This window comes from Pseudomonas sp. UBA6315, from assembly GCF_002438125.1.
Taxonomy (GTDB): Bacteria; Pseudomonadota; Gammaproteobacteria; order Pseudomonadales; family Pseudomonadaceae; genus Aquipseudomonas; species Aquipseudomonas faucium.
This window is the reverse complement of the sequence record NZ_DJTF01000093.1, coordinates 1-23,601: the sequence shown is the minus strand read 5'-3', so window position 1 is coordinate 23,601 and position 23,601 is coordinate 1. Positions and strand designations below refer to the sequence as shown.

Annotated in this window: 23 protein-coding genes; 12 read left to right on the top strand and 11 right to left on the bottom strand. The window is 65.8% G+C overall.

Annotated elements, in window-relative coordinates; all coding sequences use genetic code 11:
• From B3E94_RS12250 to B3E94_RS12240, 3 genes are all read left to right on the top strand, one after another.
• Positions 1 to 509, top strand: a 509-nt coding sequence (locus B3E94_RS12250) for a DapH/DapD/GlmU-related protein (RefSeq protein WP_286913697.1), incomplete at its 5' end; no start/stop codon positions are given.
• Between the two features lie 82 nt (positions 510 to 591).
• Complete coding sequence (locus B3E94_RS12245) at positions 592 to 1,797, top strand: cysteine desulfurase (RefSeq protein ID WP_176513545.1); 1,206 nt, start codon at positions 592 to 594, stop codon at positions 1,795 to 1,797.
• The gene (locus B3E94_RS12240; RefSeq protein WP_286913695.1) at positions 1,794 to 2,207 is read left to right on the top strand and encodes a SufE family protein; all 414 of its coding nucleotides are present in this window, start codon (positions 1,794 to 1,796) and stop codon (positions 2,205 to 2,207) included. Before B3E94_RS12245 ends, B3E94_RS12240 begins: the two co-directional genes overlap by 4 nt.
• Before the next feature lie 67 nt (positions 2,208 to 2,274).
• Here the strand turns inward: B3E94_RS12240 and tcdA are convergent, their stop codons facing one another.
• A complete protein-coding gene (gene tcdA / locus B3E94_RS12235) occupies positions 2,275 to 3,084 on the bottom strand; it encodes a tRNA cyclic N6-threonylcarbamoyladenosine(37) synthase TcdA (RefSeq protein ID WP_176513549.1) in 810 nt (269 codons plus the stop codon).
• A gap of 134 nt (positions 3,085 to 3,218) precedes the next feature.
• Between tcdA and B3E94_RS12230 the strand changes: the two genes are divergently transcribed.
• From B3E94_RS12230 to B3E94_RS12215, 4 genes are all read left to right on the top strand, one after another.
• Positions 3,219 to 5,810 (top strand): glycosyltransferase, encoded by a 2,592-nt coding sequence (locus B3E94_RS12230; protein ID WP_286913694.1) that lies wholly within the window; start codon positions 3,219 to 3,221, stop codon positions 5,808 to 5,810.
• A 187-nt stretch (positions 5,811 to 5,997) separates the two neighbouring features.
• Entirely contained in the window at positions 5,998 to 7,149 is a 1,152-nt protein-coding gene (dapE, locus tag B3E94_RS12225) for a succinyl-diaminopimelate desuccinylase (RefSeq protein ID WP_286913693.1), read from the top strand.
• The gene (locus B3E94_RS12220; protein WP_176513555.1) at positions 7,149 to 7,961 is read left to right on the top strand and encodes a putative RNA methyltransferase; all 813 of its coding nucleotides are present in this window, start codon (positions 7,149 to 7,151) and stop codon (positions 7,959 to 7,961) included. The genes dapE and B3E94_RS12220 overlap by 1 nt, the downstream gene beginning before the upstream one ends.
• 17 nt (positions 7,962 to 7,978) lie before the next feature.
• The gene (locus B3E94_RS12215; RefSeq protein ID WP_176513557.1) at positions 7,979 to 8,356 is read left to right on the top strand and encodes a hypothetical protein; all 378 of its coding nucleotides are present in this window, start codon (positions 7,979 to 7,981) and stop codon (positions 8,354 to 8,356) included.
• A 92-nt stretch (positions 8,357 to 8,448) separates the two neighbouring features.
• Here B3E94_RS12215 and B3E94_RS12210 read toward each other — a convergent pair whose 3' ends face one another.
• Entirely contained in the window at positions 8,449 to 8,658 is a 210-nt protein-coding gene (locus B3E94_RS12210; RefSeq protein WP_003252255.1) for a cold-shock protein, read from the bottom strand.
• A gap of 243 nt (positions 8,659 to 8,901) precedes the next feature.
• Between B3E94_RS12210 and plsB the strand changes: the two genes are divergently transcribed.
• The 3 genes from plsB to B3E94_RS12195 all read left to right on the top strand — a co-directional run bounded on the left by plsB (position 8,902) and on the right by B3E94_RS12195 (position 12,586).
• A complete protein-coding gene (gene plsB, locus B3E94_RS12205) occupies positions 8,902 to 11,388 on the top strand; it encodes a glycerol-3-phosphate 1-O-acyltransferase PlsB (RefSeq protein ID WP_236237302.1) in 2,487 nt (828 codons plus the stop codon).
• 78 nt (positions 11,389 to 11,466) lie between these two features.
• The gene (locus tag B3E94_RS12200) at positions 11,467 to 11,865 is read left to right on the top strand and encodes a YbaY family lipoprotein (protein WP_176513561.1); all 399 of its coding nucleotides are present in this window, start codon (positions 11,467 to 11,469) and stop codon (positions 11,863 to 11,865) included.
• 34 nt (positions 11,866 to 11,899) lie between these two features.
• Complete coding sequence (locus B3E94_RS12195) at positions 11,900 to 12,586, top strand: DUF4197 domain-containing protein (protein WP_286913691.1); 687 nt, start codon at positions 11,900 to 11,902, stop codon at positions 12,584 to 12,586.
• A gap of 106 nt (positions 12,587 to 12,692) precedes the next feature.
• On the opposite strand, the gene B3E94_RS12190 is transcribed toward B3E94_RS12195, so the two are convergent.
• Both B3E94_RS12190 and B3E94_RS12185 read right to left on the bottom strand, forming a co-directional pair.
• Entirely contained in the window at positions 12,693 to 15,752 is a 3,060-nt protein-coding gene (locus tag B3E94_RS12190; protein WP_286913690.1) for an efflux RND transporter permease subunit, read from the bottom strand.
• Between the two features lie 6 nt (positions 15,753 to 15,758).
• A complete protein-coding gene (locus tag B3E94_RS12185) occupies positions 15,759 to 16,859 on the bottom strand; it encodes an efflux RND transporter periplasmic adaptor subunit (protein ID WP_286913689.1) in 1,101 nt (366 codons plus the stop codon).
• A gap of 170 nt (positions 16,860 to 17,029) precedes the next feature.
• Here B3E94_RS12185 and B3E94_RS12180 point away from each other — a divergent pair, with 170 nt between their 5' ends.
• Positions 17,030 to 17,671 (top strand): TetR/AcrR family transcriptional regulator, encoded by a 642-nt coding sequence (locus B3E94_RS12180; protein ID WP_286913698.1) that lies wholly within the window; start codon positions 17,030 to 17,032, stop codon positions 17,669 to 17,671.
• Between the two features lie 120 nt (positions 17,672 to 17,791).
• On the opposite strand, the gene B3E94_RS12175 is transcribed toward B3E94_RS12180, so the two are convergent.
• On the bottom strand, positions 17,792 to 18,568 hold the full coding sequence (locus B3E94_RS12175; RefSeq protein WP_286913687.1) for a class I SAM-dependent methyltransferase: 777 nt from the start codon (positions 18,566 to 18,568) through the stop codon (positions 17,792 to 17,794).
• A gap of 104 nt (positions 18,569 to 18,672) precedes the next feature.
• On the opposite strand from B3E94_RS12175, the gene B3E94_RS12170 reads away from it, so the two are divergent.
• Positions 18,673 to 19,293, top strand: coding sequence for an energy transducer TonB (locus B3E94_RS12170; protein ID WP_286913686.1), 621 nt, complete (start codon positions 18,673 to 18,675; stop codon positions 19,291 to 19,293).
• A 2-nt stretch (positions 19,294 to 19,295) separates the two neighbouring features.
• Here the strand turns inward: B3E94_RS12170 and B3E94_RS12165 are convergent, their stop codons facing one another.
• The 6 genes from B3E94_RS12165 to adk all read right to left on the bottom strand — a co-directional run bounded on the left by B3E94_RS12165 (position 19,296) and on the right by adk (position 23,558).
• The gene (locus B3E94_RS12165) at positions 19,296 to 19,985 is read right to left on the bottom strand and encodes an extensin family protein (protein WP_286913685.1); all 690 of its coding nucleotides are present in this window, start codon (positions 19,983 to 19,985) and stop codon (positions 19,296 to 19,298) included.
• A gap of 6 nt (positions 19,986 to 19,991) precedes the next feature.
• A complete protein-coding gene (locus tag B3E94_RS12160) occupies positions 19,992 to 20,822 on the bottom strand; it encodes an isocitrate lyase/PEP mutase family protein (protein WP_286913684.1) in 831 nt (276 codons plus the stop codon).
• 30 nt (positions 20,823 to 20,852) lie between these two features.
• Positions 20,853 to 21,722 (bottom strand): DUF72 domain-containing protein, encoded by an 870-nt coding sequence (locus tag B3E94_RS12155; RefSeq protein ID WP_286913683.1) that lies wholly within the window; start codon positions 21,720 to 21,722, stop codon positions 20,853 to 20,855.
• 3 nt (positions 21,723 to 21,725) lie between these two features.
• Entirely contained in the window at positions 21,726 to 22,013 is a 288-nt protein-coding gene (locus tag B3E94_RS12150; RefSeq protein WP_176513581.1) for a hypothetical protein, read from the bottom strand.
• Between the two features lie 131 nt (positions 22,014 to 22,144).
• Positions 22,145 to 22,819, bottom strand: a complete 675-nt coding sequence (gene tsaB, locus B3E94_RS12145; protein ID WP_286913681.1) for a tRNA (adenosine(37)-N6)-threonylcarbamoyltransferase complex dimerization subunit type 1 TsaB — start codon at positions 22,817 to 22,819, stop codon at positions 22,145 to 22,147.
• Between the two features lie 88 nt (positions 22,820 to 22,907).
• Positions 22,908 to 23,558: an adenylate kinase gene (adk, locus tag B3E94_RS12140; RefSeq protein ID WP_286913680.1), complete on the bottom strand. Its 651-nt coding sequence runs from the start codon at positions 23,556 to 23,558 to the stop codon at positions 22,908 to 22,910.
• Positions 23,559 to 23,601: the final 43 nt, after the last annotated feature.

Here is a 23,601-nt window from a genome sequence, read left to right as displayed (position 1 = left end):
ACGTGGTCCCGGCCGGCGTGCGTATCGCCGACACCGCCCGTGTGCGCCTGGGCGCCTACATCGGCGAAGGCACCACCATCATGCACGAAGGCTTCGTCAACTTTAACGCCGGCACCGAAGGCCCGGGCATGATCGAAGGCCGCGTCTCGGCGGGCGTGTTCGTCGGCAAGGGTTCGGACCTGGGCGGCGGCTGCTCGACCATGGGCACCCTGTCCGGCGGCGGCAACATCGTCATCAAGGTCGGCGAAGGCTGCCTGATCGGCGCCAACGCCGGCATCGGCATCCCGCTGGGCGATCGCAACACCGTCGAAGCTGGCCTGTACATCACTGCCGGCACCAAGGTGAACCTGCTCGACGAGAACAACCAGCTGGTCAAGGTGGTCAAGGCCCGCGACCTGGCCGGCCAGACCGACCTGCTGTTCCGCCGCAACTCGCTCAACGGCGCGGTGGAGTGCAAGACGCACAAGTCGGCGATCGAGCTGAACGAGGCGCTGCACGCCCACAACTGAGAACTCCCCAAGGGTTCGAAGTGTTAAGATCGGGTCTGGCGCACTCACGCCAGACCCGATTTTCATTCCAGGCCCCGTGATCATGTTCCAGCCCTCCCCCTGGCGTGCCGATTTCCCCGCCATCGCCGCCCTGCAACGGCAGCACCAGACCTACCTGGACAGCGCCGCCACCACCCAGAAGCCCCAGGCCCTGCTCGATGCCCTGAGCCATTACTACGGGCATGGCGCAGCCAACGTGCACCGTGCCCAGCACCTGCCCGGCGCCCTCGCCACCCAGGCGTTCGAAGCCAGCCGGGACAAGGTGGCCGCCTGGCTCAATGCCGAGCAGTCGCAGCAGATCGTCTTCACCCACGGCGCCACCTCGGCCCTGAACCTGCTGGCCTACGGCCTGGAACACCGCTTCGAGGCGGGCGACGAGATCGTCATCAGCGCCCTGGAACACCACGCCAACCTGCTGCCCTGGCAACAACTGGCTCGGCGCCGCAACCTGCATCTTGTGGTACTGCCGCTGGACGCCCACGGCCGCATCGACCTGGAGCAGGCGCTGCAACTGATCGGCCCGCGCACGCGGCTGCTTGCCCTTGGCCAGCTGTCCAACGTGCTCGGCACCTGGCAGCCCTTGCCGGCGCTGCTGGCCCACGCCCGCGCCCAAGGGGCACTGACCGTGGTCGATGGCGCCCAGGGCGTGGTCCACGGCCGCCATGACGTGCAACAGCTGGGCTGCGACTTCTACGTGTTTTCCAGCCACAAGCTGTACGGGCCTGATGGCGTTGGCGTGCTGTACGGGCGCAGCGATGCGCTGGCGCTGCTGCGCCACTGGCAGTTCGGCGGCGAGATGGTGCAGCTGGCCGACTACCAGAGCGCCAGCTTCCGCCCCGCGCCACTGGGTTTCGAGGCAGGCACCCCGCCGATCGCCGGCGTCGTCGGCCTGGGCGCGACCCTGGATTACCTGGCCAGCCTCGACGCCCAGGCGGTCGAGGCCCATGAGGCGCACCTGCATCAAGGGCTGCTGCGTGGCCTTGCCGATCGCGAAGGCGTGCGCGTGCTCGGCACGCCGCAGGCGGCCTTGGCCAGTTTTGTCGTCGAAGGTGTGCACAACGCCGATATCGCTCATCTTTTGACCGAACAGGGTATTGCCGTGCGCGCCGGGCATCACTGCGCCATGCCGTTGCTCAAGGGCTTGGGGCTGGAGGGCGCGATTCGCGTGTCGTTGGCGCTGTACAACGACAGCGATGACCTGCAGCGCTTCTTCGACGCGCTCGACCAGGGCCTGGAGCTGTTGCGATGAGCTTGCCGGTAGAAGCTCACGAGGCCTTGCAGCGTTTCGAGCAGGCGCGTGGCTGGGAGCAGCGTGCGCGGTTGCTGATGCAGATGGGCGACACCCTGGCGCCGCTTGCCGAGGCCGAGAAATCCGAAGGCAACCGGGTGCATGGCTGTGAAAGCCTGGTGTGGCTGGTGGCCGAGCAGCGCGAGGGGCAATGGCGGTTCAAGGCCAGCAGCGATGCGCGGCTGTTGCGCGGGTTGCTGGCGTTGTTGCTGGTGCGCGTGCAGGGGTTGTCCAGCGCTGAACTGGCGGGGCTGGACCTGCAGGGCTGGTTCATCCAGCTGGGCCTTGAGCGTCAGCTGTCGCCGTCGCGCAGCAATGGGCTGCATGCGGTGCTGCAGCGGATGGCCGAACTGGCCCGAAATCCGCGGTGAGGCATTCGCGGGGCAAGCCCGCTCCCACAAGTACTCCCACAGTTTTTTGTGGGAGGGGGCAAAACAGTTATTGCGCCTTGACCCGCTCCGAAGGCCGCCGCGCACCTGCCACCAACTTCTCCACCGCCTTGCTCGCCGCCACCATGCCAAAGGTCGCGGTCACCATCATCACCGCGCCAAAGCCGCCCGCGCAGTCCAGGCGCACACCTTCACCGACGAAGCTCTTCTGCAGGCAGACGCTGCCATCGCCCTTGGGATAACGCAGCTGCTCGCTGGAAAACACACAAGGCACGCCGTAGTTGCGGCTGACATTGCGCGAGAAGTTGTAGTCACGGCGCAAAGTCGAGCGCACCCGTGAGGCCAGCGGGTCGTTGAAGGTCTTGTTGAGGTCGCCGATCTGGATCTGCGTCGGGTCGATCTGCCCGCCCGCACCGCCGGTGGTGACGATGGCGATCTTGCGCCGCCGGCACCAGGCGATCAGCGCGGCCTTGGCCATCACGCTGTCGATGCAGTCGATGACCGCGTCGAGGTTCTCGCTGATGTATTCGGCCATGGTCTCGCGGGTGACGAAATCGGCCACCGCATGCACCGTGCACGCCGGGTTGATCGCCCGCAGGCGCTCGGCCATCACCTCGACCTTGGGCCGTCCGACCTGGCCCTCCAAAGCGTGGGCCTGGCGGTTGGTGTTGCTGACGCAAACGTCATCGAGGTCGAACAGGGTGATTTCGCCCACGCCACTGCGCGCCAGCGCTTCGGCCGCCCACGAGCCGACCCCGCCGATACCGACGACCGCCACGTGGGCCTGGCGCAGGCGCTGCAGGCCTTCGTCGCCGTAAAGCCGGGCGACGCCGGCGAAGCGTGGATCTTCTGTGCTCATGTTGCTACCCCGAAGCTCAATGCCGCAAAAATCGGCGCGCATTATAGGCCAGTGGCCGCCTTCAGCTCCATCGTTAGGAAAGAGCCTATCAATGCTGCTTTAATGTCCTATCACCTGGACAGATTTGGATCACAATGTCTTCACGCAAATTCGGCCTCAACCTGGTCGTGGTGCTGGCCATCGCCGCACTGTTCACCGGGTTCTGGGCCCTGGTCAACCGCCCGGTTTCGGCACCGGCCTGGCCGGAGCAGATCTCCGGCTTCTCGTATTCTCCGTTCCGCCTCGGCGAAAGTCCGCAAAAGGGCCAGTACCCCAGCGACGACGAGATGCGCCAGGACCTGGAGCAGATGAACAAGCTGACCGACAGCATTCGTATCTATACGGTCGAAGGCACCCAGGCGGAAATCCCGCGCCTGGCCGAGGAATTCGGCTTGCGCGTGACCCTGGGCATCTGGATCAGCACCGACCTTGAGCGCAACGAACGCGAGATCGCCAAGGGCATCGAGCTGGCCAATACCTCGCGCAGCGTCGTGCGCGTGGTGGTGGGCAACGAAGCGCTGTTCCGCGAAGAGGTCACCCCCGAGGCGCTGATCCAGTACCTGGACCGGGTACGTGCCGCGGTCAAGGTGCCGGTCACCACCAGTGAACAATGGCACATCTGGAAAGAACACCCTGAGCTTGCCAAGCACGTAGACCTGATCGCGGCGCACATCCTGCCCTACTGGGAGTTCGTGCCGATGAAGGATTCGGTGCAGTTCGTGCTCGATCGGGCCCGCGAGCTCAAGCACGAGTTCCCGCGCAAGCCCCTGCTGCTGTCGGAAGTCGGCTGGCCGAGCAACGGCCGCATGCGCGGCGGCGCCGATGCCACCCAGGCCGACCAGGCCATCTATCTGCGCACCCTGGTCAACACCCTCAACCGCCGCGGCTACAACTACTTCGTCATCGAAGCCTATGACCAGCCGTGGAAGGCCAGTGACGAAGGCTCGGTAGGTGCGTATTGGGGCGTGTTCAACGCCGAGCGTCAGCAGAAATTCAACTTCGAAGGGCCGGTGGTGGCGATCCCGCAATGGCGCGCCCTGGCGGTGGCCTCGGTGGTGCTGGCGATGATCGCCCTGACCGTGCTGCTGATCGACGGCTCGGCCCTGCGCCAGCGCGGGCGCACATTCCTGACCTTCATCACCTTCCTTTGTGGGTCGGTGCTGGTGTGGATCGGCTACGACTATAGCCAGCAGTACAGCACCTGGTTCAGCCTCACCGTCGGCGTGCTGCTGGCATTGGGCGCGCTGGGCGTGTTCATCGTGCTGCTGACCGAGGCCCACGAGCTGGCCGAGGCGGTGTGGATCCACAAGCGCCGCCGGGAATTTCTGCCGGTGCAGGGCGACAGCGCCTACCGGCCGAAAGTCTCGGTGCATGTGCCGTGCTACAACGAGCCGCCGGAGATGGTCAAACAGACCCTGGACGCCCTTGCCGCCCTGGACTACCCGGACTACGAAGTGCTGGTGATCGACAACAACACCAAGGACCCAGCCGTGTGGGAGCCGCTCAAGGCCCACTGCGAGAAGCTCGGCGAGCGCTTCAAGTTCTTCCATGTGGCGCCATTGGCCGGCTTCAAGGGCGGCGCCCTGAACTACCTGATCCCGCACACCGCCAAGGATGCCGAAGTGATCGCGGTGATCGACTCGGACTACTGCGTCGACCGCAACTGGCTCAAGCACATGGTGCCGCACTTCGCCGACCCGAAGATTGCCGTGGTGCAATCGCCGCAGGATTACCGCGACCAGCACGAAAGTGCCTTCAAGAAGCTGTGCTACAGCGAATACAAAGGCTTCTTCCACATCGGCATGGTCACCCGCAACGACCGTGATGCGATCATCCAGCACGGCACCATGACCATGACCCGGCGCACCGTGCTCGAAGAGCTGGGCTGGGCCGAATGGTGCATCTGCGAGGACGCCGAGCTGGGCTTGCGGGTGTTCGAGAAAGGCCTGTCGGCCGCCTACGCCCACAACAGCTATGGCAAGGGGCTGATGCCCGACACCTTCATCGACTTCAAGAAGCAGCGCTTCCGCTGGGCCTACGGCGCCATCCAGATCATCAAGCACCACGCCTCGGCCTTGCTGCGCGGCAAGGGCAGCGAGCTGACCCGTGGCCAGCGCTACCACTTCCTGGCCGGCTGGCTGCCGTGGATCGCCGATGGCATGAACATCTTCTTCACCGTCGGCGCCCTGCTGTGGTCGGCGGCGATGATCATCGTGCCGCACCGGGTCGACCCGCCGCTGATGATCTTCGCCATCCCGCCGCTGGCGCTGTTCTTCTTCAAGGTGGGCAAGATCATCTTCCTGTACCGCCGCGCGGTGGGGGTGAACCTCAAGGATGCCTTCGCCGCGGCGCTGGCCGGCCTTGCGCTGTCGCACACCATCGCCAAGGCGGTGCTGTACGGGTTCTTCACCAGCAGCATGCCGTTCTTCCGCACGCCGAAGAATGCCGACAGCCATGGTGTGCTGGTGGCGATTTCCGAAGCGCGCGAAGAGCTGTTCATCATGTTGCTGCTGTGGGGGGCTGCGGCCGGCATCTACCTGGTGCAGGGGCTGCCGAGTTCGGACATGCGCTTCTGGGTGGCGATGTTGCTGGTGCAGTCGCTGCCGTATCTGGCGGCGTTGGTGATGGCGTTGTTGTCGTCGTTGCCAAAGCCTGCGGACAAGCTGGCAGAAACGCAGCAGGCTTGAGATCGCTGGGGCTGCCTTGCAGCCCAATCGCCGGCAAGCCGGCTCCCACAAACTGCGCAGCACCTGTGGGAGCCGGCTTGCCGGCGATTGGGGCGCGCAGCGGCCCCATTGGCCCGTGCCGACGCCCCACGTTTGATATAAGATAACGCCCCTCGTTTTTCCGCCCTGCCTTGCCCCGGAGTCCCCCATGACGGCCCCAGCCGAGCTCTCGCCCACCCTTCAACTGGCCTGCGACCTGATCCGTCGCCCCTCGGTCACCCCCGTCGACGCCGACTGCCAGGCGCAGATGATGCATCGCCTGGGCGCAGTGGGCTTCGCGCTCGAGCCGATGCGCATCGAAGATGTCGACAACTTCTGGGCCACCCACGGCAACCAGGACGGCCCGGTGCTGTGCTTTGCCGGCCACACCGACGTGGTGCCCACCGGCCCCGTGCAGCAGTGGCAGCACGAGCCGTTCGAGGCACTGATCGATGCCGACGGCATGCTCTGCGGCCGTGGCGCCGCCGACATGAAGGGCAGCCTGGCAAGCATGGTGGTGGCCAGCGAGCGCTTCGTGCAGGACTACCCGAACCACCGCGGCAAGGTCGCCTTCCTGATCACCAGCGACGAAGAAGGCCCGGCCCATCACGGCACCAAGGCCGTGGTCGAGCGCCTGGTCGCGCGCAACGAGCGCCTGGACTGGTGCATCGTCGGCGAGCCGTCGAGCACCCACCTGCTTGGCGATGTGGTCAAGAACGGCCGCCGTGGCTCGCTCGGCGCCAAGCTGACCGTGCGCGGCAAGCAGGGCCACGTGGCCTACCCGCACCTGGCGCGCAACCCGATCCACCTGGCCGCACCCGCCCTGGCGGAACTGGCTGCCGAGCACTGGGACGAAGGCAATGCGTTCTTCCCGCCCACCAGCTTCCAGATCTCCAACCTCAACTCCGGCACCGGCGCCACCAACGTGGTCCCGGGTGACCTGACCGCGCTGTTCAACTTCCGCTTCTCCACCGAGTCGACCGTCGAAGGGCTGCAGGCGCGGGTCTCGGCGATCCTCGACAAGCACCAGCTGGAGTGGTCGATCGACTGGGCCCTGTCGGGCCTGCCGTTCCTCACCGAACCCGGCGAACTGCTCGACGCGGTTTCGGCCAGCATCAAGGGCGTCACCGGCCGCGACACCCAGCCGTCCACCAGCGGCGGCACCTCCGATGGCCGCTTCATCGCCACCATGGGTACCCAGGTGGTCGAGCTCGGCCCGGTCAACGCCACCATCCACCAGGTCGACGAGCGGATCCTGGCCAGCGACCTCGACTTGCTGACCGAAATCTACTACCAGACCCTGGTCCGGTTGCTCGCCTGATGCTCGCCTGCCCGATCTGCCAGGCCGCCCTCAGCCGCCTCGACAACGGCGTGGTGTGCCCAGCCGGCCACCGCTTCGACCGCGCCCGCCAGGGTTACCTGAACCTGCTGCCGGTGCAGCACAAGAACAGCCGCGACCCTGGCGACAACCAGGCCATGGTCCAGGCGCGCCGCGACTTCCTCGACGCCGGCCACTACGCCCCGGTGGCCCGCCGCCTGGCGCAGCTGGCCGCCGAGCGCCAGCCCGGCGCCTGGCTCGACATCGGCTGCGGCGAAGGCTACTACACCGCGCAGCTTGCCCAGGCCCTGCCAGAGGCCGACGGCTATGCCCTGGACATCTCCCGTGAAGCCGTCAAGCGCGCCTGCCGCCGCGACCCGGCGGTAACCTGGATGGTCGCCAGCATGGCCCGCGTGCCGCTGGCCGATGCCAGCTGCCAGTTCATCGCCAGCGTGTTCAGCCCGCTGGACTGGGACGAGGCCAAGCGCCTGCTCAGCCCGGGCGGTGGCCTGATGCGGGTCGGCCCGACCAGCGGCCACCTGATGGAACTGCGCGAAGTGCTCTACGATGAAGTGCGCCCCTACGCCGACGACAAGCACCTGGCCCTGGTGCCACCAGGCATGGCCCACGCCCACAGCGAAACCCTCGAGTTCCGCCTGAGCCTGGCGGCGCCCAAGGCCCGCGCCGACCTGCTGGCGATGACCCCGCACGGCTGGCGTGCCAGCGCCGAAAAGCGGGCCTTGGTGATCGACCAGCCCGAGCCTTTCGAGGTCACGGTTTCCATGCGTTATGACTATTTCGTGCGCCAAGACTGAGCACACCCGGAGCCCTTATGCGCCAACCTGATATCGAGATCTACCTGAAGGACGCCGACGTCGACCACAAGCAAATTGCCGCGTGGTTGGCCGAAGCGGTCGGCCCGTGCAGCGAGTGGCAACAGAAGGGCCAGACCTTCAAATGCCGAGCCGGTAACATTCCGGTCACCTGGCTACCCAAGGCTGTAGGGAAATGGAACAGCCTGTACCTGGAAAGCGACCAGACCCCATGGGCCGATGACATCGCCTGCGCCCGCGCCGCGTTCGCCGCACTGGGCGTGGAAGTGCGCTGCGCACCGGGTGGCTGGGTCGAGGAAGATGGGGAAGAAGATGCCGACCGCTGGGTCCGCATCAGCGCCGACGGTGAAGAGGAAATCACCTGGCGCACCTCTTGAGTCACACGCGCTAGGCGTCGAGCATCAAGAGGCTTCGCATCAAGCTGCAAGTTACACGGTCAACTTGCAGCTCGAGGCTTGTAGCTAGAGGCTCAGAGCCCGACTACGTCTTCGGCTTGCAGGCCTTTCTGGCCCTGCACGCAGGCGTATTCCACCCGCTGCCCTTCGACCAGGGTACGATGCCCCTCACCGCGGATCGCCCGATAGTGGACGAATACATCCGCACCACCTTCGCGCTGAATGAAGCCATAGCCCTTGGCATCGTTGAACCACTTAACATTCCCAGTCTCACGAGACGACATCTGAACTACTCCGGATTTTTATTGTGAAGATCGCCTTGCAGGCACCGGGTCTCCACCCTGTGCCGACACCGCTTGCTGAAATATCCTGCAAGTGGCAGGCCGAGTATATGACACAGAACAAATAAATTTCATGACTGCGGCGGCGCTTGCAGGTTTTTGCTGAACTTGCGCAGATACGGCAGACTAATTAGCTGCAACCGCTGCAAAATCACCACCTGAATACACTCCCAGGGCACACACCCCATGACCCGTTCCCCCCTGCGCCGCCTGATCTTCGGCGCCCTGCGTCGCCTGTTGTACTTGTGGGTGCGCTCCGAGACCATCAACCAGTCGTCGATGAGCCTCAACCTCGATCGCAGCCGGCCGGTGTTCTACGCCCTGCCCTCGCCGTCGCTCAGCGACCTGGCGGTGCTCGATCACGAATGCACCAAGGCGGGGCTGCCGCGCCCGGTGCTGCCGGTGGCCGTCGGCTCGCTGCAGGAGCCCGCAGGCTTCTTCTACCTGACCCCCGAGCCGGACTGGCTGGGCCGCCAGGACAAACGCGGCGCGCCGCCCACCCTGGAGCGCGTGGTCGCTGCGGTGAGCCAGCACGCCGAGGAAGATGCGCAAATCATCCCGGTCAGCGTGTTCTGGGGGCAGACCCCGGCCAGCGAGTCCAGCCCCTGGAAGCTGCTGTTCGCCGACAGTTGGGCGGTCACCGGGCGCCTGCGCCGCCTGCTGACCATCCTCATCCTCGGGCGCAAGACCCGAGTGCAGTTCTCCGCCCCCATCCATGTGCGCGAACTGGTGCAGCACAACAAGGGCCACGAACGCACCGTGCGCATGGCCCAGCGCCTGATGCGCGTGCATTTTCGCAACCTCAAGACCGCAGTCATCGGCCCGGACATCTCGCACCGGCGCAACCTGGTCAAGGGCCTGGTGCACGCGCCCCAGGTACGCCAGGCCATCGCCGAGCAGGCCCAGCGCGAGAACATGCCCCAGGCCAAGGCCGAAGCCCTGGCGCTGCGCTACGGCAACGAAATCGCCTCGGACTACACCTACACCGCCATCCGCTTCCTCGAAGTGGTGCTGAGCTGGTTCTGGAACAAGATCTACGACGGCATCAAGGTCAACCACATCGAGCAGGTGCAAGGCATCGCCCCGGGCCATGAAGTGATCTACGTGCCCTGCCATCGCAGCCACATCGACTACCTGCTGCTGTCCTACCTGTTGTTCCGCAATGGCCTGACGCCCCCGCACATCGCCGCCGGCATCAACCTCAACATGCCGCTGATCGGCGGCCTGCTGCGCCGCGGCGGCGCCTTCTTCATGCGCCGCACGTTCAAGGGCAACCCGCTGTACACGGCGGTGTTCAACGAGTACCTGCACACCCTCTTCACCAAAGGCTTCCCGGTGGAGTACTTCGTCGAGGGCGGGCGCTCGCGCACCGGGCGCATGTTGCAGCCGCGCACCGGGATGCTGGCGATCACCCTGCGCAGCTTCCTGCGCTCCTCGCGCACGCCGATCGTCTTCGTGCCCGTGTACATCGGCTACGAGCGGGTACTCGAAGGCCGCACCTACCTGGGCGAGCTGCGCGGGGCGAGCAAGAAGAAGGAATCGATCTTCGACATCTTCAAGGTGATCGGCGCGTTGAAGCAGCGCTTCGGCCAGGTCTACGTCAACTTCGGCGAACCGATCCGCCTGGCCGGCTTCCTCGACCAGCAGCAACCCGGCTGGCGCGAACAGGACCACGGCCCGCAGTTCCGCCCGGCCTGGCTCAACGAAACCACCAGCCGCCTGGGCGACGCGGTGGCCCGCCACCTGAACGAGGCGGCGGCGGTCAACCCAGTCAACCTGGTGGCCCTGGCGCTGCTGTCCACCAGCCGCCTGGCCCTGGACGAACAGGCCCTGACCCGGGTGCTCGACCTGTACCTGGCGCTGCTGCGCAAGGTGCCCTACTCCACCCACACCACCTTGCCCGAAGGTGACGGCAAGGCCCTGATCGAGCATGTCAGGGGCATGGACCTGCTGGCCGAGCAGAACGACGCCCTGGGCCGCATCCTCTACCTGGATGAAGCCAACGCGGTGCTGATGACCTATTACCGCAACAACGTGCTGCACATCTTTGCCCTGCCGGCTCTGCTGGCGAGCTTCTTCCACAGCAGCTCGCGGATGAGCCGCGAACTGCTCGGCCAGTACGTGCACGCGCTGTACCCGTACCTGCAGGCCGAGCTGTTCCTGCGCTGGCAGCCCGAGCAACTGGACGAGGTGATCGACCAGTGGCTGGCCGCGCTGGTCGAACAGGGCCTGCTGCGCCAGGAGGGCGACATGTTCGTTCGCCCGGCACCGAGTTCGCGCCAGTTCGTCCTGCTGACCCTGCTCGCCCGCACCATCACCCAGACCTTGCAGCGCTTCTACATGGCCACTTCGCTGCTGCTCAACAGCGGCCAGCACAGCCTGAGCGCCGAAGCGCTGGAAGACCTCTGCGTGATGATGGCCCAGCGCCTGTCGATCCTGCATGGCCTGAACGCCCCGGAATTCTTCGACAAGGCGCTGTTCCGCCACTTCATCCAGACCTTGATCGAGCAAGGCGTGCTGCGCCCAGGCACGGACGGCAAGCTCGGCTACCACGAAAAGCTCGGCGAACTGGCCGAGGGCGTGGCCAAGCGCGTGTTGTCGGCCGAACTGCGCCTGTCGATCCGGCAAGTGGCCCTGCACCGCGAGGATGCGTTGGAAACTTCCATCCTCTGATGGCTTCATCCGTGGGAAAAATCCGCTAAAGTCCCTGGGGTTGGCCAAAAGCCAACCCCAAAGGACCACGGAGATTCCATGAAAAAGCTCTTTATGCTGTGTTGCGCATCCTTGCTCGCAGCCTGTTCCAGCCATACCCCATCGACCCAGGCCAGCCTGGACGGTGAAGTCTTCTACCTGCAGCGCATCGCCCTGCCGCCAGCCGCGACCTTGAGCGTGAGCCTGCAGGACGTGTCGCTGATGGACGCCCCCGCCGTGACCCTGGCCAGCCAGGCCGGCCCGGTCAAAGGCAACGTGCCGCTGCCCTTCCACCTCAGCTATGACCCGGCGCAGATCAAGCCCGGCCACCGCTATGCAGTCAGCGCCCGCATCGAACTGGACGGCAAGTTGCTGTTCATCAATACCGAACACCACGGCGTCAAGCTCGACGGCAGCGACTCGCAGCCTGTGCGGATCAAGGTCGATCCGGTGCGCTGACGCGCTTTTTGTTTTCGTTTAGAAGGAACGCTTCATGATTCGCACTTCCCTGCGCTTCTCCACGCTGTGCGCCGGCCTGCTGCTGTCGGCCAGCGCCCTGGCCCTGTCGCTTGGCGACCTGAGCCAGAAAGACGCCACCGGCGGCCTGAAGGACGCCCTCACCCAAGGCGCCCAGCTGGCCGTCAAGCAACTGAGCACCCCCGGTGGCTTCAACAACAACCCGGATGTGCGCATCGAGCTGCCGGGCAACCTCGGCAAGGCTGCCAAGGCCATGAAGATGTTCGGCAAGGGTGACCAGGTCGACGCCCTGGAAACCAGCATGAACAAGGCCGCCGAAGCCGCGGTGCCGCAAGCCCAGGCAATTTTGGTGGATGCGGTGAAGAACATGAGCGTCAGCGACGCCAAGGGCATTCTCAGCGGCGGCGACGAGTCGGCCACCCAATACCTGAACAAGAGCAGCCGCGAGCAGATTCGCGCCAAGTTCCTGCCCATCGTCAAGCAAGCCACCGACAAGGTCGGCCTGGCCCAGCAATACAACAGCTTTGCCGGCCAGGCCAAGGGCCTTGGGCTGATCAAGAATGACGCCAACATCGAGAACTACGTGACCGAAAAGGCCCTGGACGGGTTGTTCGAGATGATTGGCAAGCAGGAGCAGAGCATTCGCCAGAACCCGGCTCAGGCGGCTACCAGCCTTGCCAAGAAGGTGTTTGGCGCCCTGTGATGGCCAAGGGGCTGCTTTGCAGCCCATCGCCGGCAAGCCGGCTCCCACGGGTTTTGTGGGAGCCGGCTTGCCGGCGAATGGAGGGCAAAGCCCTCCCCTGCAATCCTCAGCCCTTCCTGACCCTGAACCAAGCCGCATACAGCGCCGGCAAGAACAGTAAGGTCAACGCCGTGGCCACGATCAACCCACCCATGATCGCCACCGCCATCGGCCCATAGAACACACTCCTGGACAACGGAATCATCGCCAGCACCGCCGCCAGCGCGGTCAGCACGATCGGCCGGAAGCGCCGCACCGTGGCCTCGATGATCGCCTGCCAGCGGTCCATCCCTGACGCAATATCCTGCTCGATCTGGTCCACCAGGATCACCGAGTTGCGCATGATCATCCCCGCCAAGGCGATGGTCCCGAGCATGGCGACGAACCCGAACGGCTGGCGGAACACCAGCAGGAACAAGGTCACGCCAATCAGCCCCAGGGGCGCGGTGAGGAACACCATCACCGTGCGCGAGAAGCTGCGCAGCTGGATCATCAGCAAGCTGAGCACCACCACGATGAACAGCGGCATGCCGGCATTCACCGAGCGCTGCCCGCGCTCGGAGTCCTCGACCGTGCCGCCCACCTCCAGCAGGTAGCCATCGGGCAGCTTGTCCTTGATCGCCTGCAAGGTCGGAGCAATCTGCTTGACCACGCTCGCAGGCTGTTCCTTGTCGTAGATATCGGCGCGCACGGTCACCGTCGGCAAGCGGTTGCGGTGCCAGATGATGCCTTCCTCGAAGCCGTACTCCAGGGTCGCCACCTGCGACAGCGCCACGCTCTGGCCGTTGTCGGTGGGCAACGCCAGGCTGCCGAGGTTGCCCAGCTCGTTGCGCTCACGTGGGGTGCCGCGCAAAAGGATTTCGATCAGCTCGTTGTCCTCGCGGTACTGGCTGACGGTGGTGCCGGTCAGCGAGCTCTGCAGAAAGCTCGCCAGCCTGGAGGTACTCACGCCCAGGGCGCGCGCGCGGTCCTGGTCGATTTCCAGGAACACCGCCTTGCTCGGCTCCTCCCAGTCCAGGTGCACGTTCACCACATGCGGGTTCTCGCGCACCTTGTCGGCCACCTCGCGGGCCAGCGCGCGGGCCTTCTCGATATGCTCGCCGGTGACCCGGAACTGCACCGGGTAACCCACCGGCGGGCCGTTTTCCAGGCGCGTGACGCGGGCGCGCAGGTCGGGGAACTGCTGGTCGACGGTGTCGATCAGCCAGCTGCGCAGGCGTTCGCGGTCGTCCATCGACCTGGCCAGCACCACGAACTGGGCAAAGCTTGCGGCCGGCAGTTGCTGGTCCAGCGGCAGGTAGAAACGCGGCGAGCCGGTGCCCACGTAGGCCACATAGTTGTCGATGCCATCCTGCTGCTTGAGCAGCGCCTCCAGTTGCTTGACCCGCTCGGTGGTATTGGCCAGCGACGCGCCTTCGGCCAGCTTCAGGTCGACCATCAGCTCAGGGCGCCCGGAGGCCGGGAAGAACTGCTGGGGCACGAAGCGGAACAGCAGGATGCTGCCGACGAAGGCGGCGATGGTCAGCAGGATGACCGTCTTGCGCCGCCGCACGCACCACTCCACCACGCGCCGCACGCGCTGGTAGAACGGCGTGCCATAAGGGTCTGGCGCGCCGCTGCCGTGGCGCGCCGCATGCAGCTTGGCCAGGTCTGGCAGCAGCCGTTCGCCCAGGTACGGCACGAACACCACGGCCGCGACCCACGAGGTCAGCAGCGCGATGGTCACCACCTGGAAGATCGAGCGGGTGTATTCACCGGTACTGGATGCGGCGGTGGCGATGGGCAGGAAGCCGGCGGCCGTGATCAGCGTGCCGGTCAGCATCGGGAATGCCGTGCTGGTCCAGGCGTAGCTGGCCGCCTTGAAGCGGTCGAAGCCCTGCTCCATCTTGATCGCCATCATCTCCACGGCGATGATCGCGTCATCCACCAGCAAGCCCAGGGCCAGCACCAGCGCCCCGAGCGAGATCTTGTGCAGGCCGATGCCGAAGTAGTGCATGGCGGCAAAAGTCATGGCCAGCACCAGGGGGATGGCCAAGGCCACCACCAGGCCGGTGCGTAAGCCCAGCGAGAAGAAGCTCACCAGCAGCACGATCACCAGCGCCTCGACCAGCACCTGGACGAACTCGCCCACCCCGGCCTTGACCGCGGCGGGCTGGTCGGAGACCTTGCGCAGCTCCATGCCGGCCGGCAGGTTGCGCGCCAGGCGTTCGAACTCGCCCTCCAGGGCCTTGCCCAGCACCAGGATGTCGCCGCCATCTTTCATCGACACCGCCAGGCCGATGGCGTCCTCGCCCATGAAGCGCATGCGCGGCGCGGGTGGGTCGTTGAAGCCGCGGTGCACGTCGGCCACATCACCGATGCGGAACGTGCGATCACCCACGCGAATGGGGAACTGGCGAATCTGCTCGACACTGTCGAAACGCCCGCTGACCCGCAACTGCAGGCGTTCGCTCGGGGTCTCGAAGAAGCCCGCGGTGCTTACCGCGTTCTGCTCGCGCAGCGCTTGCTGCACGGCCTCCAGCGGCACGCCGAGGGTCGCCAGCTTGAGGTTGGAGAGCTCGATCCAGATCTTCTCGTCCTGCAGCCCGAGCAACTCGACCTTGCCCACGTCCTTGACCCGCTGCAGCTGGATCTGGATGCGGTCGGCATAGTCCTTGAGCACCGCATAGTCGAAGCCGGCGCCGGTCAGCGCGTAGATATTGCCGAAGGTGGTGCCGAACTCGTCGTTGAAGAACGGCCCCTGGATCTCTGGCGGCAAGGTGTGGCGAATGTCCGCGACTTTCTTGCGGATCTGGTACCACAACTCGGGAATGTCCTTGGAGTGCAGCGAATCGCGGGCCATGAAGGTGACCTGGGACTCGCCCGGCCGGGAGAACGAGACGATCTTCTCGTACTCGCCGGTTTCCATCAGCTTCTTCTCGATGCGCTCGGTTACCTGGCGCGACACTTCCTCGGCCGTGGCACCGGGCCACAGGGTGCGGATGACCATGGCCTTGAAGGTGAACGGCGGGTCTTCGCTCTGGCCCAGCTTGGTGTAGGACATGGCGCCAATGGCAGCCAGCAGGATCATCAGGAACAGTACGATCTGGCGATTGCGCAGCGCCCAGGCGGAAAGGTTGAAACCCATCGGGACTTACTCCTTGGCCGTCAGGTTCACCACACGGTTGGTGCGATCCACAGGTCGCACCTCCTGCCCTTCGCGCAGCACATGGCCGCCGGCGGCGACCACCCAGTCGCCGGGTTTGAGGCCCTCGAGCACCGGCACGCTGTCTGTGCCGTAAGGCCCCAGGCGCACCATGGCGCGCTCCAGGCGGCTGTCCTGGTTGACCCGCCAGACATAGGCCTGGCCGCTTTCTGCCGTCACTGCCGACAACGGCACCGCCAGCGGGATCACCCCGTCATGGGCGATGAACACCCGCGCGCTCTGGCCAAGCTCGACGGGCGCCTTGGCCGAGGTGAAGGCGATGCGCGCGGCGAAGGTGCGCGAACGCGGGTCGGCAGCAGGCGATAACTCGCGGATCCGCCCGTCGAAACGCTGGTTGGGGTGCGACCACAATTCCACGCTGACCGGCTGGCCCACGGCGAAGCGGGCGAACTGCTGCTCCGGCAGGCCGATGGCGACCTCGCGTTCGCCGTCGGCGGCCAGGGTGAACACCGTTTGCCCGGCCGCCACCACCTGGCCGACCTCGACCTGGCGCTTGGCGATGACCCCGGCCTGTGGTGCACGCAACACGGCGTATTCGGCCTGGTTGCCGGCCACGTCGAACTCGGCCTTGGCCTGCTTCAGGCGGGCCAGGCCGGCGCGGTAGAGGTTTTCGGCATTGTCGTACTGGGAGTGGCTGACCATCTGCCGCTCCAGCAGCTTCTGGTAGCGGTCACGCTCGGCGCGCACCAGCGCCAGGTTGGCTTCGGCGGCGGCCATCTGGGCGCGGTTGGCTTCCAGCTGCAGGCGCACGTCCTGGGGGTCGAGCTCGGCCAGCGGCTGCTCGGCCTTGACCCGCTGCCCTTCCTCCACCAGCCGCTTGCTCACCTTGCCGCCAATGCGAAAGGCCAGCTCCGGCTCGAAGCGCGCGCGCACTTCGCCAGGGTAGCTGTCGGCGGCGGCTTCGGCAGGCTGTGGCTGGACCACCAGGGCCGGGCGCGGCGCGGCGGGCGCGGCAGCCTCCTGGCCACAGGCCGCGAGCAGCAGGGCGGCGGCAGCGGGCAACGCAAGGGACAAGGCTTGACGCAACATGATGAATCCTTTCGCGACGGGCGCATCGAATATTTATACTGGCGAGTATATTAAGTCAGGGAACCGAGGCCGGGAAGCCAGCGTCGGAAAGAAAATCAACATTAACGATTGGTCGCCCACCTACAGCCGCCAGCGCGCTTAGCCGGTAAGATGTGCGCCCCTTCAACCAGATGCGGACTCCAATGCCCAACGACGCACCCATCGGCCCAGGCCGGCCCAAGGACCTCGCCAAACGCGAGGCGATCCTCGAAGCCGCCAAGAGCCTGTTCCTCAGCCTTGGCTATGCCAACACCAGCATGGATGCGGTCGCGGCGGCGGCAGGTGTTTCGAAGCTCACCGTCTACAGCCACTTCACCGACAAGCAGACCCTGTTCGGTTCGGCGGTCATGGCCACCTGCCAGAACCAGCTGCCCGACCTGATCTTCGAGTACCCCGAGGGTGCGCCGGTTGAAGAGGTGCTGCTGCACATCGCGCGCAGCTTCCAGGCGTTGATCAGCAGTGACGAGGCCGTCAAGTTGTGCCGCTTGATCATGGCCCTGGGCAGCCAGGATCCGGGCTTTGGCGAGTTCTTCTACGAGGCGGGGCCCAAGCGGGTGCTGGCCGGCATGGAGGCATTGCTGCGCGAGATCGACGAGCGTGGGTTGCTGCGTATCGACAACCCGTTGCGGGCGGCCGAGCACTTCTTCTGCCTGGTCAAGGGGGCACCGGATTACCGGTTGCTGCTGGGGTGCGCGGGGCCACTGGAAGGTGAAGAGATCGAGGCCCATGTGCGTGAGGTGGTGGGGGTGTTCGTTCGGGCGTTTCAGCCTTGAACCAGTGGTTGACTGCACTGGCCCCATCGCCGGCAAGCCGGCTCCCACAGATGCCACGCAGAGCCCTGTAGGAGCCGGCTTGCCGGCGATGGGGCCAGTGCAGTCAGCACCAGATGCAAGTCAGGCCTTCAAGGCCTTCTTCGGATAGATGTCATACCGGCTCGACTTGCCTTCCAGGCTATGGCTGGGCTTGGGCCCATCAATGATCGGCGCCTTGCGCGGGCGCTTCACCACCACCCGGTGGCTGGCCAGCGCCAGCGCCGCCTCAAGCAGCGCCGGCGCATCCAGGTCATCACCGACCAAGGGCCGGAACACGCGCATTTCCTTCTTCACCAGCGCGCTCTTGTCGCGGTGCGGGAACATCGGGTCGAGATAGATCACCTGCGGCGCCTCCCCTTCCCAGCTGCGCATGCGCTCGATCGCATTGCCGGTCAGCAGGCGCATGCGGCCCACGATCGGGCCCACTTCATCATCCGAGCGGGCGCGCGCCAGGCCGTCCTCGAGCAAGGCGGCAATCAGCGGCTGGCGTTCGATCAACGTCATCTGGCAACCCAGGCTGGCCAGCACGAAGGCATCCTTGCCCAGCCCTGCCGTGGCATCGAGCACCTGCGGCCGCACGCCCTGGGAAATGCCCACGGCCTTGGCGATCATCTGCCCGTTGCCACCGCCGAACTGGCGCCGATGCGCGGCCTGGCCTTCGACGAAGTCCACCCGCACCGGCCCCGGTGCCTGCGGGCCGAGTTGCTGGATCTGCAAGCCTTCGGCGCCCACCTGCACGGCGAAACCGGCGGCCTCGTCCTGCAGCGGCAAGCCCAGGCGCTCGGCCCATGCCGCAGCCTGTTGCGCATACTCGGCCGACATCGCCTCGACCCTGATACCCGTGCCTTGCTCTTCCATCGTTCACACCCAAAAAAACCAACCAAGCCCTTAATGAATCGGCCACCTCGGCCGATACAGGCAATATCCCGCTATTCTGCCAGAGCACAACGCGCGCGACTGCCATGACAGATACTCTTCCCATCGGCTTGACCTACTTGTCGCCTGTCGGCAACTACGGTCGGCAGAATACCCAGGCACTCGGGGGCGTCAGCCACCTGTGGCAGGATTTCTTCGCCCGCGCCATGGCCGAGCAGCAAGCGGAACAACCCGACACCTTCAGCCAGGCGCTGGTGCAGTACGACCAGGACAGCGGCGAACCGATCGGTGGGGCCAAGGCCCTGGCGCTGATCGATGCCCAGCGCGCCTGCCCGGTGCAGGACACCATCATTGCCCCGCCCGAGCCGCTGTTCCTGCCCAAGGCCGAACTCGAAGCCAACCTGCTGGAGCCGGCCCCCGAGCCGTTCAGCGCTGCCGAGATGATCCAGCAACAGCGCCAGCTTGACCTCAGCAACAGCTGGCTGCGCCCTGTGGTGATGAGCCAGGGCCACCCTCTCGGGCAACCTGGCCCGGCACCGTCGCCGCGCCCGCTGCACCTGCCGATCGCCGAATTCGAGATGAACCTGCTCGACCCTGCGCCCGAGCCCTATGCGCCAGCCACCCTGGCCCAGCAGCAGAACGACCTGGAATTCGACACCCACTGGGCACGCCCGGTGGTGCTGAACAACGTTCGCGTCCACGCCTGAAATCAGCGGCAGACCTGCCAGCGCCCCATGTCCAGGTGAAAGTGGTTGTGGTGGGCAGCGTTGTAGTCCGGGCCCAGTACCGTGCTGAAGCTTTCGCACGCCGCCTGCTGCACTTCACGCAGGAACTGCGCCTTCTGCCCACCCGCCTGCCAGTCCCGCGCCAGCAGGATGCGCTCGCCGCTCTGCAGGCGAAAGCCGCTGATGTCCAGGGCATTGGCCGTGGCGTGCTGGCTCAAGCGCCCTTGCTTGCGGTGATAGACGTTGCGACAGGCAAAGCTACCCAGGTGCTCGACCTGCGCCACGGGCTGGCCGAACACCCGCTGCGCCGCCGGTTGCAGGCCATGCACTTCGAACAATGCATACGCCACCGCCAGCGGGCAGCTGGCAAGAAAGCTGCTGCTCAGCCGCGCCTGCCCTTGCTCGATACGCCACACATTGCGCAGTGGGCAGCTGGCGGTGGCCGGGCTATCGGCCTGCGCCTTGTAGCGCAGCTCGCTGGTTTGCAGGGCCTGGTGGCACAAGGCCGGGTCGTCGCGCAGGCGCGAGAGCTTGAAGGGCGTGAGCAGGTTCGGCGGCTGGCGCACGTCCAGCACTGCCCAGGGGTTCCAGGCGTCCGGCAGGCGCCCGCCGTACTGCCAGGCCAGGCCCGCCGCGATCAGCAGCAGGCCGCACAGCCAGGCCAGTGCGCGCACGCCACCTCAGCGGCGGAACAGGTCGTTGAGCTCGGCGAAGGGCAGCGCATGCTCGCCATAGCTGAAGGTGCCCTGATCACGAATTTCCAGCGCCGCACGTTGCAGTGCCCCGAGCGCCGCGCGGGCCAGCGACGAGCCCACGCTGATGCGGCGCACGCCCAGGTCCTGCAGCTGGTTGACGCTCAGCGGCACCCCGGCCAGGCCCATCAGCACGTTCACCGGCTTCGGCGCCACGGCCTGCACCACCGCGCGAATTTCATCGACGCTGCGCAGCCCCGGGGCATACAGCACATCGGCGCCCGCCTCGGCGTAGGCCTGCAGGCGCAGGATGGTGTCGTCCAGGTCCATGCGCCCGTGCAGCAAATTTTCTGCGCGGGCACACACGGTAAACGGGAACGGCAAGCCGCGCGCGGCCTGCACGGCGGCGCGCACGCGCTCCACGGCCAGGCCGAAGTCATAGATCGGCGCATCGCTGCGGCCGCTGGCGTCTTCGATCGAGCCGCCCACCAGGCCAGCTTCGGCGGCCCGCAGGATGGTCTGGGCACAGTCTTCAGGCAGGTCGCCAAAGCCGTTTTCCAGGTCGGCGGCCACCGGCAGGGCCGTGGCGTCGACGATATGCCCGGCATTGTCGAGCGTCTCATCGAGGCTTAAGGCCCCCTCGGCATCCGGCCGCCCGAGGCCGAAGGCAAGGCCGGCGCTGGTCGTGGCCAGCGCTTCGAAGCCCAGGCTCGCCAGGAGCTTGGCGGAGCCGGCATCCCAAGGGTTGGGGATGACGAAGGCGCCATCACGCTCGTGCAGCGCCTTGAAGGCTTCGGCACGCAGGGTTTGTACATCCATGGTCACAACCTCCGGGTGGTCGGGGAAAAGTCAGAGTAGTCCCAGTTGTTCGACCTCGGGAGCGCGCGGCAATTCCGGCAATGCTGCCAGGCCAGGCAGGCGCGCCATCAGCCGCTGGTGGAAGCGCTGGGCCAGCGCGGCGGCCAGGCGGTTGTCGGCGGTGTGCAGGAAGATGTAGGGGCTGCGGCCTTCTTCTATCCAGCCCGCGATCTTTTCCACCCAGGGCGTGAGAAAAGGCTCGTTGGCTTCGAGCTCGGGATGGCCGATGAAGCGCACCTGCGGGTGCTGGCTGAACGCCGCAGGGCGCGGCGGCACCTTGGGTTTCTTGGCTTGCGCGTCGAGCACGGCGGCCTCGCGCGAGGTGCAGCTGAACAGGGCGCGTGGGTCCAGGCAGATGCGCTCCACGCCGCGCTCGCGCAGCAGGCGGTTGAGCAAGCGCTCTTCCTCCCCCTTGGCGAAGAACGCCGGGTGGCGCACCTCGACCGCCACCGGCACGCCGACTTCATCGAGAAACTGGCTCAGCTCGGCCAGGCGCGGCGGGCCGAACTGGGCGGGCAACTGCAACCAGTAGGGTGAAACACGCAGGCCCAGCGGCGCCAACAGCCGGGTGAACTCGCACGCCGCTTCCAGGCGCTCGCGCAGGTCGCCCTCATGGCTGACATCACGGGGAAACTTGGCAGTGAAGCGAAAGTGCGCGGGCATCGCCTGCGCCCAGCGCGCAACGGTGCCAGGTGCAGGGCGGGCATAGAAGGTGGTGTTGCCCTCGACCGCATTGAACACCTGGCTGTACAGGCCAAGGTATTGCGAGGAGCGGGCGTCAGCGGGATACAGGTACTCGCGCCAGCCGTTTTCACTCCATGACGGGCAACCGAGAAAGTAAGGCAGGTGGGATGGACTCATCCCTCAAATGTACAGGTCGAGCCCCATGACTTCCATGTCCCAGTCGGTAAAGCCGGCCGTGCTCAGGTAGCTGGCCAGCGCCGTGGCAGTGCGACGATCGCGGGCGCGGGGGAAGACCATGTCTTGCGGGCGGGCCGGCAGGCCACCGGGGCGGCGGCGTGGTGCCGCCTCTTGAACCACTTCGCCCTCTTCGACCAGCTCGGCATCGTCGATGGCTTCATCGCGCACTGCCGCTTTGCGCGGGGCGCGCTTGACCGGGTAGGACTGCGATGAGAAACCGTCGATACGCATGAAGTGAGCACTCAGGACCAATGATGGCAATTTAGCAGCATCAGAGTTCCATCGCTAATGCTCGAGTGATAACTGGACCACAGTTCGCGCCAAAGGTTTTATCGACAACCGCTATAACCGACGAACAGCACCTAACGGGCTTTGGGCGTAGCTACATTATCGCGCAAGTACACAGGTTGCGCCTGCTCGGCGACGATTGCCTCGCCGCGTGCCCAGGCAAAACGCGCCAGGCTGAGGATGTCCAGCGCGTTGGGCAGTGCCGCCGGGTTGCTGGCGCTGGCCTGCACGGCCAGGCGCTCGGCATAGCCCCAACCGGTACCGGCGCCATACCAGTCGCCATTGCTCCCTTCAGGCAAGGCCACGCGCTCGGGCGGCAGCACGGCCTCCTGGCCTTGCAGGCGCATTTCGCCGTCCACCGCCTGGTAGCAACCCCAGTACACCTCATCCATGCGCGCATCGATGGCGGCTGCCACCTGCTGCACGCCATGCTCGCGCAGCGCGCCCTGGGCCAGCGCCGCCAGGTTGGACACCGGCAGCACCGGGCGCTCGAGGGCGAAGGCCAGGCCCTGGACCACACCGATGGCGATGCGCACGCCGGTGAAGGCACCCGGGCCACGGCCGAAAGCGATGGCGTCGAGGGCATTCAGCGCCACACCGGCATCGCCCAGCAGCTGCTTGATCATCGGCAGCAGCTTTTGCGCATGCATGCGCGGGATCACCTCGTAGTGGCTGGTTACCTTGCCGTCATGCAGCAGCGCGACGGAACAGGCTTCGGTGGCGGTATCCAGGGCCAGCAGGGTGGTCATCGAACGGGTATCCAGGTGCGAGTGAAAAAGAGCGGCAGTATAAACGACAACGGCCCGCAAGCGGGCCGTTGTGACGCACGGTGCTGGATCAGCTCAGGGCTGCCAGGACCTTGGCGGTGATCGCTTCGACCGAACCCACGCCTTCGATGTGGCTGTACTTCGGCTTGCCGGCATTGGCAGCCGACAGCTTCTGGTAGAAGTCCACCAGCGGCTTGGTCTGGCTGTGGTAGACCGACAGGCGATGGCGAACGGTTTCTTCCTTGTCGTCGTCGCGCTGGATCAGGTCTTCGCCGGTGACGTCGTCCTTGTCTTCCACTTTCGGCGGGTTGTACTGGATGTGGTAGGTGCGGCCCGACGCCAGGTGCACGCGGCGGCCAGCCATGCGGCCGACGATTTCTTCATCGTCGACGGCGATTTCGACCACGGCGTCGATGTCGACACCGGCCGCGACCATGGCTTCGGCCTGCGGAATGGTGCGTGGGAAGCCGTCGAACAGGCAGCCATTGGCGCAGTCAGGCTGGGCGATGCGCTCCTTGACCAGGCTGATGATCAGCTCGTCGGAGACCAGCTGGCCAGCATCCATGACTTTCTTCAGCTCCAGGCCCAGTGGGGTGCCGGCCTTGACGGCGGCACGCAGCATGTCACCGGTGGAGATCTGTGGAATACCGAACTTCTCGGTGATGAACTTTGCCTGAGTACCTTTACCGGCCCCGGGAGCTCCCAGCAGAATTACGCGCATCTCGTGCTCCTCAAATTTTTTTATGAAATTCAATGGATTCGGC

Coding starts and splice junctions, on each gene's coding strand:
- B3E94_RS12195 (WP_286913691.1), top strand. CDS start 11,900: ATGATTCGCACTTCCCTGCGCTTCTCCACGCTGTGCGCCGGCCTGCTG.
- B3E94_RS12185 (WP_286913689.1), bottom strand. CDS start 16,859: ATGTTGCGTCAAGCCTTGTCCCTTGCGTTGCCCGCTGCCGCCGCCCTG.
- B3E94_RS12240 (WP_286913695.1), top strand. CDS start 1,794: ATGAGCTTGCCGGTAGAAGCTCACGAGGCCTTGCAGCGTTTCGAGCAG.
- plsB (WP_236237302.1), top strand. CDS start 8,902: ATGACCCGTTCCCCCCTGCGCCGCCTGATCTTCGGCGCCCTGCGTCGC.
- B3E94_RS12155 (WP_286913683.1), bottom strand. CDS start 21,722: ATGAGTCCATCCCACCTGCCTTACTTTCTCGGTTGCCCGTCATGGAGT.
- B3E94_RS12220 (WP_176513555.1), top strand. CDS start 7,149: ATGCTCGCCTGCCCGATCTGCCAGGCCGCCCTCAGCCGCCTCGACAAC.
- B3E94_RS12230 (WP_286913694.1), top strand. CDS start 3,219: ATGTCTTCACGCAAATTCGGCCTCAACCTGGTCGTGGTGCTGGCCATC.
- B3E94_RS12245 (WP_176513545.1), top strand. CDS start 592: ATGTTCCAGCCCTCCCCCTGGCGTGCCGATTTCCCCGCCATCGCCGCC.
- B3E94_RS12200 (WP_176513561.1), top strand. CDS start 11,467: ATGAAAAAGCTCTTTATGCTGTGTTGCGCATCCTTGCTCGCAGCCTGT.
- tsaB (WP_286913681.1), bottom strand. CDS start 22,819: ATGACCACCCTGCTGGCCCTGGATACCGCCACCGAAGCCTGTTCCGTC.
- B3E94_RS12180 (WP_286913698.1), top strand. CDS start 17,030: ATGCGGACTCCAATGCCCAACGACGCACCCATCGGCCCAGGCCGGCCC.
- B3E94_RS12215 (WP_176513557.1), top strand. CDS start 7,979: ATGCGCCAACCTGATATCGAGATCTACCTGAAGGACGCCGACGTCGAC.
- dapE (WP_286913693.1), top strand. CDS start 5,998: ATGACGGCCCCAGCCGAGCTCTCGCCCACCCTTCAACTGGCCTGCGAC.
- B3E94_RS12190 (WP_286913690.1), bottom strand. CDS start 15,752: ATGGGTTTCAACCTTTCCGCCTGGGCGCTGCGCAATCGCCAGATCGTA.
- B3E94_RS12160 (WP_286913684.1), bottom strand. CDS start 20,822: ATGGATGTACAAACCCTGCGTGCCGAAGCCTTCAAGGCGCTGCACGAG.
- B3E94_RS12210 (WP_003252255.1), bottom strand. CDS start 8,658: ATGTCGTCTCGTGAGACTGGGAATGTTAAGTGGTTCAACGATGCCAAG.
- B3E94_RS12175 (WP_286913687.1), bottom strand. CDS start 18,568: ATGGAAGAGCAAGGCACGGGTATCAGGGTCGAGGCGATGTCGGCCGAG.
- B3E94_RS12150 (WP_176513581.1), bottom strand. CDS start 22,013: ATGCGTATCGACGGTTTCTCATCGCAGTCCTACCCGGTCAAGCGCGCC.
- adk (WP_286913680.1), bottom strand. CDS start 23,558: ATGCGCGTAATTCTGCTGGGAGCTCCCGGGGCCGGTAAAGGTACTCAG.
- tcdA (WP_176513549.1), bottom strand. CDS start 3,084: ATGAGCACAGAAGATCCACGCTTCGCCGGCGTCGCCCGGCTTTACGGC.
- B3E94_RS12170 (WP_286913686.1), top strand. CDS start 18,673: ATGACAGATACTCTTCCCATCGGCTTGACCTACTTGTCGCCTGTCGGC.